The organism is Botrimarina colliarenosi (genome assembly GCF_007859955.1).
GTDB classification, from domain to species: domain Bacteria; phylum Planctomycetota; class Planctomycetia; order Pirellulales; family Lacipirellulaceae; genus Botrimarina; species Botrimarina colliarenosi.
Genome location: NZ_SJPR01000004.1, coordinates 164,737 through 177,883, shown reverse-complemented (window position 1 = coordinate 177,883; position 13,147 = coordinate 164,737). Strand labels below are relative to the sequence as shown.

The 13,147-nt window shown below is 65.4% G+C and carries 11 protein-coding genes; 6 read left to right on the top strand and 5 right to left on the bottom strand.

Going from position 1 to position 13,147, the window contains the following annotated elements; translation table 11 throughout:
* Positions 1-15: 15 nt before the first annotated feature.
* The 3 genes from hisE to Pla108_RS14795 all read left to right on the top strand — a co-directional run bounded on the left by hisE (position 16) and on the right by Pla108_RS14795 (position 2,678).
* Positions 16-360: a phosphoribosyl-ATP diphosphatase gene (gene hisE / locus Pla108_RS14805; RefSeq protein WP_197526587.1), complete on the top strand. Its 345-nt coding sequence runs from the start codon at positions 16-18 to the stop codon at positions 358-360.
* 86 nt (positions 361-446) lie between these two features.
* Entirely contained in the window at positions 447-1,343 is an 897-nt protein-coding gene (gene hisG / locus Pla108_RS14800; protein WP_197526586.1) for an ATP phosphoribosyltransferase, read from the top strand.
* 135 nt (positions 1,344-1,478) lie between these two features.
* Positions 1,479-2,678: a serine/threonine-protein kinase gene (locus Pla108_RS14795; protein ID WP_146445743.1), complete on the top strand. Its 1,200-nt coding sequence runs from the start codon at positions 1,479-1,481 to the stop codon at positions 2,676-2,678.
* A gap of 22 nt (positions 2,679-2,700) precedes the next feature.
* Here Pla108_RS14795 and Pla108_RS14790 read toward each other — a convergent pair whose 3' ends face one another.
* Positions 2,701-4,389, bottom strand: a complete 1,689-nt coding sequence (locus Pla108_RS14790; protein ID WP_146445742.1) for a Na+/H+ antiporter NhaC family protein — start codon at positions 4,387-4,389, stop codon at positions 2,701-2,703.
* A gap of 101 nt (positions 4,390-4,490) precedes the next feature.
* Positions 4,491-5,219 (bottom strand): PIG-L family deacetylase, encoded by a 729-nt coding sequence (locus Pla108_RS14785; RefSeq protein WP_146445741.1) that lies wholly within the window; start codon positions 5,217-5,219, stop codon positions 4,491-4,493.
* Between the two features lie 221 nt (positions 5,220-5,440).
* On the opposite strand from Pla108_RS14785, the gene Pla108_RS14780 reads away from it, so the two are divergent.
* From Pla108_RS14780 to purN, 3 genes are all read left to right on the top strand, one after another.
* Positions 5,441-5,701 (top strand): hypothetical protein, encoded by a 261-nt coding sequence (locus Pla108_RS14780; RefSeq protein ID WP_146445740.1) that lies wholly within the window; start codon positions 5,441-5,443, stop codon positions 5,699-5,701.
* 314 nt (positions 5,702-6,015) lie between these two features.
* Entirely contained in the window at positions 6,016-9,768 is a 3,753-nt protein-coding gene (locus Pla108_RS14775; RefSeq protein ID WP_390615815.1) for an isoleucine--tRNA ligase, read from the top strand.
* Positions 9,769-9,929: 161 nt separating this feature from the next.
* A complete protein-coding gene (gene purN / locus Pla108_RS14765) occupies positions 9,930-10,634 on the top strand; it encodes a phosphoribosylglycinamide formyltransferase (protein WP_197526585.1) in 705 nt (234 codons plus the stop codon).
* A gap of 91 nt (positions 10,635-10,725) precedes the next feature.
* On the opposite strand, the gene mscL is transcribed toward purN, so the two are convergent.
* The 3 genes from mscL to Pla108_RS14750 all read right to left on the bottom strand — a co-directional run bounded on the left by mscL (position 10,726) and on the right by Pla108_RS14750 (position 13,099).
* A complete protein-coding gene (gene mscL / locus Pla108_RS14760) occupies positions 10,726-11,133 on the bottom strand; it encodes a large-conductance mechanosensitive channel protein MscL (protein ID WP_146445738.1) in 408 nt (135 codons plus the stop codon).
* 125 nt (positions 11,134-11,258) lie between these two features.
* The gene (locus Pla108_RS14755) at positions 11,259-12,230 is read right to left on the bottom strand and encodes an RluA family pseudouridine synthase (protein WP_231934520.1); all 972 of its coding nucleotides are present in this window, start codon (positions 12,228-12,230) and stop codon (positions 11,259-11,261) included.
* Positions 12,227-13,099: a tetratricopeptide repeat protein gene (locus Pla108_RS14750; RefSeq protein WP_146445737.1), complete on the bottom strand. Its 873-nt coding sequence runs from the start codon at positions 13,097-13,099 to the stop codon at positions 12,227-12,229. The genes Pla108_RS14755 and Pla108_RS14750 overlap by 4 nt, the downstream gene beginning before the upstream one ends.
* Positions 13,100-13,147 lie beyond the last annotated feature (48 nt).

Genomic DNA, 13,147 nt, shown 5'->3' with positions numbered 1-13,147 from the left:
CCTTCGCAACCCGCCTTGAGCCAACCGATGCGGCCGCTGGACGCCCTCGAGGAGACGATCCGCCAGCGCGCGACCGGTGCGGACGCCGGCAAGTCGTACACGGCCAAGCTGCTCGCCGGGGGCGTCGACAAGATCGGCCCCAAGGTGACCGAAGAGGCCGCCGAGGTGGTCGAGGCCGCCGCCGAGCCGGGCGACGAGGGCCGCGCCCACTTCGTCTACGAGGTGGGGGACCTGCTCTACCACACCCTGGTGCTGTGCCGCTCGCGCGGCGTCGACCTGGCCGAAGTCGAAGCCGAGCTAGCCCGCCGCTTCGGCGCCTCGGGCATTGCCGAGAAAGAAAGCCGACCGAAATCAAATTGAACCACGAAGGAACCAAGGAACGAAGGAATAATCGCCGGGCGCCGTCCTTCGTTCCTTTGTGGTTCGCTTCTAACAAGATTGAAGTGATGAGTAGCGAACCACTCCGTATCGGCGTCCCCAGCAAAGGCCGCCTCTCCGAACTCGCCGCCGAGCTGCTCGCCGACGCCGGCCTCAAGTACCGGCGGCAGGACCGCGACCTATTCGCCCGCGTCAAACCGGGCGGCGGGCTCGACGGCGTGATCGATGTCACCTTCCTGCGGACCGACGACATCCCCGTGCTATGCGCCGAGGGGGCGATCGATCTCGGGATCACCGGCAGCGATTTGGTCGAGGAGGCCGGCGTCAACGTGGCGGTCGCCGATCGGCCTGCCGTGACGACGCGGATGTCGCTCGCGATGGGGGGCTGCCGTTTGGCGGTCTGCGTCCCGGAGTCGAGCCCCGTGGTCACGCCGAAGGACCTGGCGGGCGACCGGATCGCGACGAGCTTTCCGCACGTGACCCGCGCTTACCTCAACTCGCATGGCGTGACCTGCCACATCGTCGAGCTCTCGGGCTCGGTCGAGGTGATGATCGCCCTCGGCGTGGCCGACGCGATTGTCGATTTGGTCGAGACCGGCAGCACCCTGGCGGCCAACAAGCTGCGAATCCTCGACACCATCGGCAGCTACGAGACGGTCCTGATCCAGAACCCGGCGACCAAGCACAAGGCATTGTGCGACCAAATCACGCGCCGCGTCGAGGGCGTCATCATCGCCCGCGGCTACTCGCTGCTCGAATACAACGTCCCCGAGGAAAGCCTCGCCGAGGCGGAGAAGATCACCCCGGGGTTCAGCTCGCCGACCGTCAACCGCCTGGAAGACGCGGGCTGGTGCGCGGTGCGGGCGATGGTGAAACGGGGCGAAGTGATCGGCGTGATGGAACGCCTCGAGAAACTGGGCGCCCGCGCGATTCTCGAAACAGCGATCAAGAACTGCCGGCTGTAGAGCCAGAAGGCTTACGTCCTTGGGTCGGCCCTGGTTTGCCGCCGACAATCGCTACCCTCCCCTATCCCCTCTCTGTAAGGGAAGAGAACATCGGCGAGGCGTCAAGCGGATCGATTTCACCGCAAGGGCTTTGCAATGGCTTCTCTTAAAGAGGTGGGGGACCGCGTCGGCCCCTACCAAATCGTCGGCGTTCTTGGAGTGGGCGGGGCGGGGCAGGTCTTCAAAGCGGTCTTTGATCCGACCGACGAGCAGCGGGCCGACGCCGCGCCGGATCACCCGCGCGAAGTCGCGCTGAAGCTCCTCTTGCCCAGCGCCGCCGCCAACGAAGCCATCTATCGCCGCTTCGTCCGCGAGATCGGCGTCGCCCGCCAAATCCATCACCCGCACATCCTGCGGTTCGTCGATTCGGGACTGGCCGGGGACCTGCTGTACTACGCGATGGAGGTGGCGCCGTACGGGTCACTCCGCGAGGTGATCCAGAAGCGGAGCCGGCTGCCGTGGCGCGACGCGGCCGAGAGCGCCGCGCACGTCGCCGACGCGCTGGGGGCTTTGCACGACCGCGGCGTGGTGCACCGCGACCTGAAGCCGGAAAACGTCTTTCTCGCCGAGGACGGCGCGCTCAAGCTTGGCGACTTCGGCTTGGTGCGACGCGACGACGGCGCCGAACTGACAACGTCGGGGCAGACGGTCGGCTCGGTCCGCTACATGGCGCCCGAGCAGGTCCGCGGCCGCCGCGACATCGACGGGCGGTGCGACCTGTACGCGCTCGGCTGCCTGCTGTTCGAGCTGCTCACCGGCCGGCCGCCCTTCCCGTCGACCGAACCGATGGTCGTCTTCCAGCAGCACGTCGAGGCGCCGCCCCCCAAGCTGCGAACGCTCGCCGCGGACGCGCCGAAGTCGCTCGAGCGGCTTATGTCGTCACTGCTAGAGAAGGAAAAGGAAGACCGCCCCGCCACGGCTCAAGCGGTGCGTGACGCCCTGCGGGCGCTTTTGGCGTCCGAGAATGGCGAGATCGAAGACCTCGAGGATCGGCTTGACGGCGCCGCCGTCGAGATCGAGCCCCTGCCGCCCGACGAGGAGGACGACGACTCCCTCACCGGAGGCCAGGGCCTATCGGGCCACGAACTGGCGGAGGGAATCGAATCGGTCGTCGACGAGTTCGATGACGACCTGGACGACGATCTCTATGACGAGCCTGCGCGGTCGCAGGGGTTGTCACAGCGTCTGGCGGCGACTTCAGCGAAGCCCAAGCAAGGCTGTCTGGGAGTGCTGATGCTGCTCGCCGTAGGCGCGACGCTTTCGGTTGCGGCGTTGATCGTGCATTGGCCCGCTTAGCCTCGGGCAAGGCGACGTTCTGCTACGGTTTCTCGCCAAGGAACCAGATTACGGCCGCGAGCGTCGCCGTCTGCAGGCCGAGCAGAAGCCAGACGCTAACGCCGAGCGCCAGCGGCAGCGTCCCCAGCAGGACCACCACCACGGCGACCGCCATGGCGTAAGGCAACTGCGTGCGGACGTGGGCCATGTGGTCGCAGCCGCTGGCGATCGAGGAGAGGATCGTTGTGTCGGAGATCGGTGAGCAGTGGTCGCCAAAGATGGCGCCGGCGAGCACGCCGCCGAGCGACGCCAAGAACAGCGGCGCCCCGAGCACGTCGCCCGTTCCGCCACTGGACGCGGCCGCGTAGGCGATCGGCACCACCATCGGGACGACGAGGCCCATGGTGCCGAAGCTCGTGCCGGTGCAGAAGGCGACCACCGCCGACAAGACGAAAACGCCGGTGGGGAGCAACGCCTTGAGCGTCGCCGACGGCGCCGCGCCGTCGTCCCCCAGCAGCTTCTGCGAAAGGTACTCGCCCGTGTAGAGCCTTACCGACGAGTACTCGTACGGGGTAGTCGACGGGGCGCCATCGATGTCGCGGTTGCCGGTCATCCGTGACATCGAGCCGGCGAGCCAGAGGATCGCAATGGCGGGAAGAACGGTCAGCACGCCCCGCACCAAGGCGTCGGTCGTTTCGGCGGGCGGGAGCAGGTTCCGCAACCGCACCAGCAGAATCGCCGAACCGAGACCGGCCAGCCCGCCATACATCAGGGCGAGCCCTGATTCGGCGGCGCCGAAGATGTCCCGCAACTTTTCGAGCACCGGCGCGGCGGCGTCGTAACGATCGCCGAGGTTCGCGACCCCCGTCGCTACCAGGAGACCTGTGACCACGACGAGCGTCAGACCGAGCGGGATCACCGCGTTTGACCAATGCGTCGCGATCGGTTCCGGCGAGCCGGCCCCGTTAGTGGTCGGAGGATCAGACGCAACTCCGACCACTGACGTGGCCGGCTCGCCGTCGAGTTTCCTGTTGCGGGCGTCCCGTTCGGCTTGGAGCATCGGGCCGAAGTCACGCCCCAACAACGCCACCAACGGCACGAACAGCAGCGCCTGGATCACATAGAAGCGGTAAGGCAGGCAGGCGACGAACAGCGAGAAAGGATTCGCCCCCTCCGGCACGCCGCTAGGGAGGTTCTCAAGCCCTTCCTGGATGTAAGAGAGCTCGACCGCGACCCACGTCGAGACAACCGCTAGGCCGGCGACAGGCGCCGCGGTCGAGTCAACGAGGTAGGCGAGCTTCTCCCGCGACATCCGCAGCCGGTCGAAGACCGGTCGCAGCGCGCCGCCCAGAAGCAGCGTATTGGCGTAATCGTCGAAGAAGACCATCAGCCCCAGCAGCCAGCCGGTGAGTTGGCTGCTCCGCGGGCCGCGCGCTAAAGGGGTCATCAGCGCGACCAAACCCTGCATGCCGCCGGCGGCGTGGATCAGGCCCACCGTGGCGCCCATCGCCATCGTGAAGGCGAACAGCCGCAGCTTGCTCGGCTCGATGAAGGTCGGCCAGAGGTGCGCCTCGCCCAGGTCCACCAAGGCCCGCAGCGGGTCGCCCCCGGTTGTCAGCAACGCCCCCGCGAACAGCCCCACGAGCACCGACAACAAGATCCGCCGCGTGGCGATCGCCAGCACGACCGCGATCACGGGGGGGGCGAGGCTGAGGACGCCGTAAGGATGCATTCGATTGCGGGTTGAGCCGAAAATCTGCGAGGGCGGATTGCGGTTTGTTTGTAGTCAGCGCGCAAACCAAAAGGAATCCGCAATCCGCGGCCCAAACTCTCTCACAACCGCAGACTCGCCATCAGGTCCGTGACGCCGAGCGCCCGGGGGCTCGCCAGCCGTTCGCCCGCGGCGAAGCCGGCCGCATTGCCGACCGCGACGTTCATCGCCCGCACCCGGTCGAAAAGATCCTGCTTTGCCGGCGGGAACTGTGTCTCGTAAGCCCGGATCGCGGCGAGCTTCTTTTCGAGCGTCGAGCCGATGTCCATCACGAAATCGTTCGCCGTCGGGGGCGGCTGCAGCGTGTAGAACGTCAGCGGGTAGTAGATCTGGGCCGAGATCGTGTGGGGCGCCAAGCCGTCGAACTTCTCGTCCCATTTGGTCAGCCGCGAGTAGAAAATCGCCGCGTCGGTGATCTGCATCGCCTGCCAGTGGTCGGGCGACGCCATCGGCGTGCGGTCTCCCAGGCCGAGGACCAGCTTGGGCCGCCATTTCCGAAAAACCTTCGCCAGGGCGACCCGCTCGTCGAAGCCGTCGAACAGCCGCCGGTTGGTCAGCGGCAGCGTGAACCGCTCGTGGACCCCCAGAACCTCCGCCGCCGTGCGGGCTTCGGCGAGCCGCACGTCGGGGCCCGGCGAGGCGGGCGTCGGCTCGCCGTCGGTCAGATCGACGATGCCGACGCGGTAGCCCTGCTCGACGAGCTTCGCCAGCGTCCCGCCACAGCCGATCTCGACATCGTCGGGGTGGGCGCCCACGGCGATCACGTCGAGGGCATCCGTTTCGCTGGGCATAGGATCGGTGGAGGAAGGGGGGATTGCGTGGCCGCCCCGACAGGAGTGGCCGACATTTCCAGGCTAGTTGACAACCGCTCGCCGAAGTAATAAGAAATCGCCCCCTGCGACAGGTCAACCGGCGCGGGCGCCCTTTGCCCCGCCCGGCGAGTAGGCCTCGGCCCCGCCTGCGAGTAGGATTGTCGCTCCGCTCACTCTGTACGTTTCCGAGGACCCTTTCGATGTCTGCCTCTTCCGACCCCTTCGACGACTTCGAAGACGACGATTTCGACGACGATTTCGACGACGACTTCGAGGAGGAATGGGACGACGACCCCGAGGATGACGGCTTCGGCGAGGAGTTCCAGGACACCGAGGACGAGAAGTTCGACGTCAACGCCGATTCGGACGATGACGACGACGATGACGACGTCCCGATCGTCGCCGACGAGAAGGAAAAGGACGGCGACTCCTTCTCCGACGACGAGGATTTCGACGAGTAGCCGCTCTGCGGCGGCGTTCAGCCGTCAGCGATCAGCGGTTAGCTAAGTCTCCCGCGAACCTTTCGGGCTGAGTCACCCTCACTCTCCTGTAGGAGGGGTCTCCGACCCCGATTCCGTGCTCCATTCCGGTAGGGAATGGGGGCTCGAATCGGGGTCAGGAGACCCCTCCTACCGCTTTTCTAGCCCAAGGCTTTCCCGCTGGTGGCCTTCGCGTCGGGCCCTGGGGCGGTCACAATGGGGCGTTTCCGACCCGTTCCCTCACGCTGATCGCTGAAAGCTGACCGCTGACAGCTTCCCCCGACAGTTCCGCCGCAATGTTCTCCCCCGTCGAAGGCCAGGTCAGCTTCCCCAAGCTCGAGGAAGCGACGCTCCGCTTCTGGAAAGAGCAGGCGATCTACCAGCGGTCGCTCGACCAGCGCGAGGGCGCCCCGCCGTTCGTCTTCTACGAAGGCCCCCCCACCGCCAACGGCATGCCCCACCCGGGCCACTGCCTGACGCGGACCATCAAGGACGTCTTCCCGCGCTACAAGACGATGCGCGGCTTCCGCTGCGAGCGCAAGGCGGGCTGGGACACCCACGGCCTGCCGGTCGAGGTCGAGGTCTGCAAGGAGCTGGGGATCCACTCCAAGGAGGAGATCGAGGCCTACGGCGTCGAGCCCTTCATCCAGAAGTGCCAGAAGAGCGTCTGGCGCTACATGCGCGAGTGGGAGCGGCTCACCGAGCGGCTCGGCTTCTGGGTCAACCTCGACGAGGCGTACGTCACCTACCACGAGTCGTACGTCGAGAGCGTCTGGTGGAGCCTGAAGCAGCTGTTTGATCGCGACCTGTTGTACCAGGGACACAAGATCGTCTGGTGGTGGGCCCAGGGCGGCACGGCCCTCTCGGCGGGCGAGGTGGGGCAGGGTTACCGGCAGGTGGCCGACCCGAGCGTGTACGTGAAGTTCCCGCTGGTGGACGAGCCCGACACGTCGCTCCTCGTGTGGACGACGACGCCGTGGACGCTGCCGTCGAACCAATTCGCGGCGGTGCATCCGGAGATCGAGTACGCGACCGTGCTGGTGGTTCGGGAAGGGAACCACGGAGACACGGAGAGCACGGAGGACGGCGCGGAGAAGCTGATCCTGGCGAAGGACCTTGTGGAGGTTCTTGCTGAGAAGACGAAGTTGAAGTTGGAGGTGGTATCGACTTGTACAGGGAGAGATTTAGTTGGCAAGCGATTTATGCCACCCTTTGATACCTATTCCACACTTAGTGCTAAGGAGTTCTTTTCGATTGGAGATGGGCCTCAAGGAGCTCCTTTTGACGATACACCATTGTTTGATCTTAAGAGCTTCATAACAAAGGACTCACTATCTAAAGAGTCCAAACATATCGGATGGAGAATTGTTCCGGCTGTTTTCGTAACAACAGCATCTGGAACTGGTTGCGTTCATATAGCGCCTGCTTACGGTGAAGACGATTACAACGTCTGGTTCTTCGAAGTTTTTGATCCGTTTGGCGGGTATTGTAATCCGCCCCTCATGAACTGCGTCGGTCCCGACGGCAAGTTCACCGACTACGCCCCTGAGTTTGTCCGTGGTCGTTGGGTCAAGGATTGCGACAAGGACATCGCGCGGAACCTGAAGGAACGGGGGCTGCTGTTCCACCAAGAGCAGTATCTGCACGACTACCCGTTCTGTTGGCGGGCGGAAGAGGACCCGCTGATCCAGTACCCGCGTGAGAGCTGGTTCATCAAGACCACGGCGTTCAAGGACGCCATGCTCGAGAACAACCAGGCCATCAACTGGATGCCCGAGCACATCAAGGCCGGGCGGATGGGCAAGTTCCTCGAGTCGAACGTCGACTGGGCCTTGTCGCGCGAACGCTACTGGGGGACGCCGCTGCCGATCTGGCAATGCGACGAGACGGGCCAGCAGGAAGCGATCGGCGGCTACGACGACCTGCTCGCCAAGCCGGGCGTCGCGGGCACGGAGGTTTGGGAAGAGGCCAAGGCGGCCGACCCCACGCTGCCCGACGACCTGCGCGTCCACAAGCCGTACATCGACGCGATCACCTACGACTCGCCGTTCGAGAAGGGCGCACGGATGTCGCGCGTCCCCGAGGTGATCGACTGCTGGTACGACAGCGGCGCGATGCCGTTCGCGCAGTGGGGATACAAGGGCGAGGGACGGGGGACGGGGGACGCGGGACGAGGGAATAGCGAGCCGGGAAGCGTCAGCTCCCGGAGTGAAGCGGCAGAAAAGTTCGCCAACCAGTTCCCCGCCGACTTCATCAGCGAAGCGCTCGACCAAACCCGCGGCTGGTTCTACAGCCAACTAGCGATCTCGACGATGCTGTGGGGCGCCCAACCAGCAGGCAATCCGCAATCCGAAATCCCCAATCCGCAATCCCCTCGTCCCACGCCCCCCGTCCCCCACCCCTTCAAAAACTGCATCGTCCTCGGCCTGATGCTCGGCGAGGACGGGCAGAAGATGTCCAAGAGCAAGCGGAACTACCGCGACCCGGCCGAGATTTTTGATTTGTACGGGGCGGATGCTCTTAGGTGGTACCTGCTCACCAATCAGCCGCCGTGGTCGTCGATCCGCTACAGCGAGCAGGCGATCAAGGATTCGATCCCCGAGTTCCTGCTGCGGCTGTGGAACTGCTACAGCTTTTTTGTGATCTACGCGAACATCGATGGGTTTGATCCGAAGGCGGAGCTGAGCGGCGCAAAACCCCCCTCCCCCTTGGGGGGAGGGGCTAGGGGAGGGGGTACGGTCTCTCCCGGAGTCGATTCGTCCTGTACCACAGCGGCAAACTCAACAGAGAGTACCTCTAAGACTCCATCCGCTGGACGCGTGACACCCTCCCCTAACCCCTCCCTACAAGGGAGGGGGATCGGCGCGGACCGGTTTGCCGCCGCCGAGAGCTACCGCCCGATCGCCGATCGCGACGAGCTCGACCGCTGGATGCTCAGCGAGTTGCACCGCACCGTGGCGCTGGTGACCGAGCGGATGGACGCCTACGACAATTTTGGCGCCGGGCAGGCGATCACCGAGTTCGTCGATGGGCTCTCCAACTGGTGGGTCCGACGCAGCCGCGAGCGGTTCTGGTCCAAGGACAAGCGCTCGGCCGACAAGCTCGACGCCTACTGGACGCTCTACGAGTGCCTGGTCGAGACGTCGAAGTTGATCGCGCCGTTCACGCCGTTCTTGGCCGAAGCGATGTGGGGCAACCTGGCGGGCGTCTTTCTGCAGGAGAATGGCGGCGACGCCGCGCTGGCGTCGGTCCACTTGGCCGACTACCCGGAGGCGGACGCGTCGCTCATCGACGAGGCGCTCTCCGAGCGGATGGGCCTGGTGCGGCTGATCGCGTCGCTCGGGCTGCGGGCCCGGCAAGAGGCGTCGCTCAAGGTCCGCCAGCCGCTGGCGAAGGTCGAGGTGATCCTCGCCAGCACCGAGCATCAGGCGTGGCTCGCCGAGCACGCGGGCGTCATCGCCGGCGAACTGAACGTGAAGGCCGTTGATTTCTCTGATGAGCCCGAGAAGTACGTCGACCACGAGGTGCTGCCCAACTTCAAGCTGCTCGGCAAAAAGCTCGGCAAGCTGATGCCGAAGGTGAAGCAAGCGCTCAACGCCCAGAGCGGGTCGGAGCTGCTCGCGAATCTGCGCGACAACGGCCAGATCGACCTCGTCGTCGACGGTCAGGCGGTGCAGCTCACGCCCGACGAGGTCGAGGTCCGCATCGCCGCCAAGCCGGGCTGGGCGGCCGCCAACGACCGCGGCGTCGTGGTGGTGCTCTCCACAGAGCTGACGCCCGACCTCGTGCGAGAGGGGCTCGCCCGCGACCTGGTGCGGGCGATCCAGGACCGCCGCAAGGAGATCGGCTGCGAGTTCACCGACCGCATCGAGGTAGGCGTCGAGACCGACTCGGACGACCTCCGCGGCGCAATCGAGCAGTTCGGCGACTACATCGCGGGCGAGACGCTGGCCGACAAGGTGACGCCCGCCTCAATCACCGGCGCCGAGGAGATCGCGATCAACGTCGGTGAAGCGGCGTCGCAACTCGGCGTGCGGGTCGTTCGGTAGTTCTTAAAGAATTTGAACCACAAAGGAACGAAGGAACTAAGAAGAACAGAAGAGCTGTGCCCACGAATTGAGCGAATCGACTCGAATTGGATTCGCTAGGATTCGTGTTATTCGTGGGCCGCTTACTTTGTTCCTTCGTTCCTTCGTGGTTAATAAAGAAATTGAAGATCGCGGTGCTCATCTCCGGCAGCGGCCGGACGCTGAAGAACTTCCTGGAGCTGGTCGAAGCCGATCAGTTGCCGGTTGAGATTGCGCTGGTGATCGCCAGCAGCGCGACGGCGGGCGGGCTTGCCCACGCCGAGGCGGCCGGGATTCCGACATCGGTCGTCAACCGTGGTGAATACGCGACCGACGAGCTGTTCGGCGCCGCGGTCTTTTCGCGTTGCCGCACGGCGGAGGTCGAGCTGGTGGTGATGGCGGGGTGGCTGAAGCTCTGCCCCGTGCCGGACGACTATTCAGGCCGGGTCGTGAACATCCATCCGTCGCTGCTGCCGGCGTTTGGCGGCCATGGCATGTATGGCGACCGCGTCCACGCCGCCGTGCTCGAGCGCGGCTGCAAGGTGACTGGCGTGACGGTCCACTTCGTTGACAACGAGTACGACGCCGGCCCGATCATCTGGCAGACGCCTGTCCCGGTGTTCGAGGACGACACGCCCCACGCGCTCGCCGCGCGCGTCTTTGAGGCGGAGAAGGAAGCCTACCCCCACGTGCTGCGGATGCTCGCCGCCGGGCGCGTGACGCTCGACGAGGGCCGCGTCCGGATCGGCAAGCCGAAACGCACCGCCCGCGGCCCTTCCGGCAGCGCTGAACAAAAGGCTGAGCAAAAGGTAAGCTGGATAAAAGCCCGGCGCACAGCCAGCGAATAGAAAAGCGAGCCGGGAAACGTCAGTTCCCGGAGCGCCCCGGGGACCCGCTTCCACTCCGGGAGCTCACGCTTCCCGGCTCGCTGGCGACGCCTCAGCTTTTCTTGAGCGAATCGCGGATCTCGCGCAATAGCAGGATGTCTTCCGGCGGCTCGGCGGGCGATTCTTCGGCCTCGTTCGTCGTCTTGGTCAGGCTATTCATCGCTTTGATCGCCATGAAGATAGCGAAAGCGATGATGATGAAATCGATCAGCACCTGCAGCAGCTCACCGTAGGCGAGCGTCGGCGCTTTCATCCCTTCGGCGAGTTCGGGAACGGGCAGGGTGTAGGCCCAGTCTTTGACGTCGACGCCGCCGGTCAGGTAACCAACGATTGGCGTGATGATTGCCGAGACGAAGGTCGTCGTAATTTTCCCGAACGCGGCTCCAATGACGACGCCAACAGCGAGATCGACCACGCTGCCGCGCATCGCAAACTCTTTGAATTCCTTCAACATTCCCATCGCAAATCCTCCATGCGTGTGAAGGGGGTGTCGCACGGAAGTTCCGCGTCGGCATGATCCCCCATTGGGGCTAGGCGAACGCATGCTACCGGGTCGCACAGGATTCGCAAACGGAATCTCGCCGACTATCCGCGCAAGAAGCTGAGCACCGCTTCGATATCGGCCGGCGCGGCGGCCTCGAACGTCATCCGCTCGTTCGTCATCGGATGATTGATGCGGATGCGGTGCGCGTGCAGGGCGTGACGCTCTAAGAGCGCCGGCTCGTCGGGCTTCGCGACGCCGCCGGCCAGTTCGCTCGGGGTGATCTGGCTGCGGCCGCCGTACTGCTTGTCGCACAGCACCGGATGGCCCGTGTGGGCAAGGTGAACGCGGATCTGGTGGGTGCGTCCCGTCTTCGGCTTGGCCAGCAGCAGCGAGCAGCGGCGGAACCTCTCGAGCACCTCGAACGTCGTCACCGCTTGGCGGGCGTCGGGGTGGTCGCGGCGGATCGCCATCTTCTCACGGATGTGCGGGTGCGGACCGATCGGCTCGTCGATGACATCGCCGTCGCGGTCGGGCTCACCGAGGACGATCGCCAGGTACTCTTTCTCAGTCGTGCGGTCCTGGAACTGCGCGGCGAGACGTTCGTGGGCCTGGTCGTGCTTGGCGACAAGGATGACGCCCGACGTGTCGCGGTCGAGGCGGTGGACGATCCCTGGTCGCTGCGGGCCGCCGGTCGAGCTGAGGCGGTCGCCAAAATGGTAAGCGAGCGCGGCGGCGAGCGTCCCCGCCCAGTGCCCCTTCGCCGGATGCACCACCATGCCGGCCGGCTTGTTGACGACGGCGAGGTCGTCGTCCTCGTAAACAAGATCGAGAGCGATCGGCTCGGGCGCGGGGCCTTCGACCGGGCGTTCGACGCTGGTGACGCGCACCTCGTCGCCCGCCTCGAGCCGGTAGGCGGGCCGCTCGCGGCGATCGCCGACCGTGACGCCGCCCGCCTCGATCGCCTTCTTGAGCAGCGAGCGGCTGAACTCCGGCAGGCGCTGGGCCAGCACCACGTCGAGACGGCGACCGATGTCGTCTTCTTCGACCGTCAACGCCAGTAAGGGCTCGCTCACTCGTTGCTTTCGGTCGACTCGTCGTCCGCCGCCTCATCCACTGAGGCTTCATCGGCGGCCGTCTCGTCGGCGGCCGATTCGTCGTCGGCCGGCGCATCGTCCGTCATGTCGGCGTCGGCCATGTCGGCTTCGGTCTCTTCGTCGACCCCTTGCAGCAGGCTGTCGAGCGTGGCGTCGGCTTCTTCGGCGCTAACCTCGGGCAGCGGCAGGTCGTCCGGATCGAGGCTATCGAGGAGGCCCCCGGAGGTGTCGACGGTCGACGAGGCGCTCGCCGTCTTGGTGGCGGTGATCCAGTCGTAGGCTTCCTTCACCGAAGGGGTCTCGAGCTGTTCGATGCGGCTCTTGGCGACTTGAGCGAAGGCGCCGGTGACGCGGGCGTACTGCTTGGCGGCCTCGTCGAGCTTGCCTTGGAGCTCAAGGGCGCGGCCGAGCTGGAAGGTGGCCCGCTCGGCGACGTCGCGGTCGCCCGATTTCACCAGCCGCTCGTAGACCTCGACCGCCTCGTCGACCGCCTCGTTGGCGTCGGAACGGTCGCGGAAATAAATCTGCGAGGCTTGGTAGACCTTCCCGTCGGCCCACGTGACGTCGGCCCAATCGGCGACGGCGGTGCCGGGGTTTTGCTCCGAGGCGGTCTTCAGGTCGACCAGGTCCGGATTCCCCTGCTCGAGGGCGACCGTAAAGTCACGCCAGCGGTCGGCCTTCGCAGAGGCGTTGGCGGTCTTCCAACCGCTGAAGCCGATCAGCCCCGCGACGAGGACGACCACGCCGAGCGCGATTGCCGGCAGGTAGGGCTTGGTCTCGTCGATCTTGGTCGACAACCAGCCGGCGAGAGCGTTCTCTTCCAGTTCGTGGCGGTGTTCGCTGTCCATATCAGAAAGGCCCGCGTGGGCAAGGGCTGGGGCGTGGTGGGGAAACCG

Coding starts and splice junctions, on each gene's coding strand:
- Pla108_RS14750 (WP_146445737.1), bottom strand. CDS start 13,099: ATGGACAGCGAACACCGCCACGAACTGGAAGAGAACGCTCTCGCCGGC.
- Pla108_RS14795 (WP_146445743.1), top strand. CDS start 1,479: ATGGCTTCTCTTAAAGAGGTGGGGGACCGCGTCGGCCCCTACCAAATC.
- mscL (WP_146445738.1), bottom strand. CDS start 11,133: ATGGGAATGTTGAAGGAATTCAAAGAGTTTGCGATGCGCGGCAGCGTG.
- Pla108_RS14785 (WP_146445741.1), bottom strand. CDS start 5,219: ATGCCCAGCGAAACGGATGCCCTCGACGTGATCGCCGTGGGCGCCCAC.
- Pla108_RS14780 (WP_146445740.1), top strand. CDS start 5,441: ATGTCTGCCTCTTCCGACCCCTTCGACGACTTCGAAGACGACGATTTC.
- Pla108_RS14775 (WP_390615815.1), top strand. CDS start 6,016: ATGTTCTCCCCCGTCGAAGGCCAGGTCAGCTTCCCCAAGCTCGAGGAA.
- Pla108_RS14790 (WP_146445742.1), bottom strand. CDS start 4,389: ATGCATCCTTACGGCGTCCTCAGCCTCGCCCCCCCCGTGATCGCGGTC.
- hisG (WP_197526586.1), top strand. CDS start 447: ATGAGTAGCGAACCACTCCGTATCGGCGTCCCCAGCAAAGGCCGCCTC.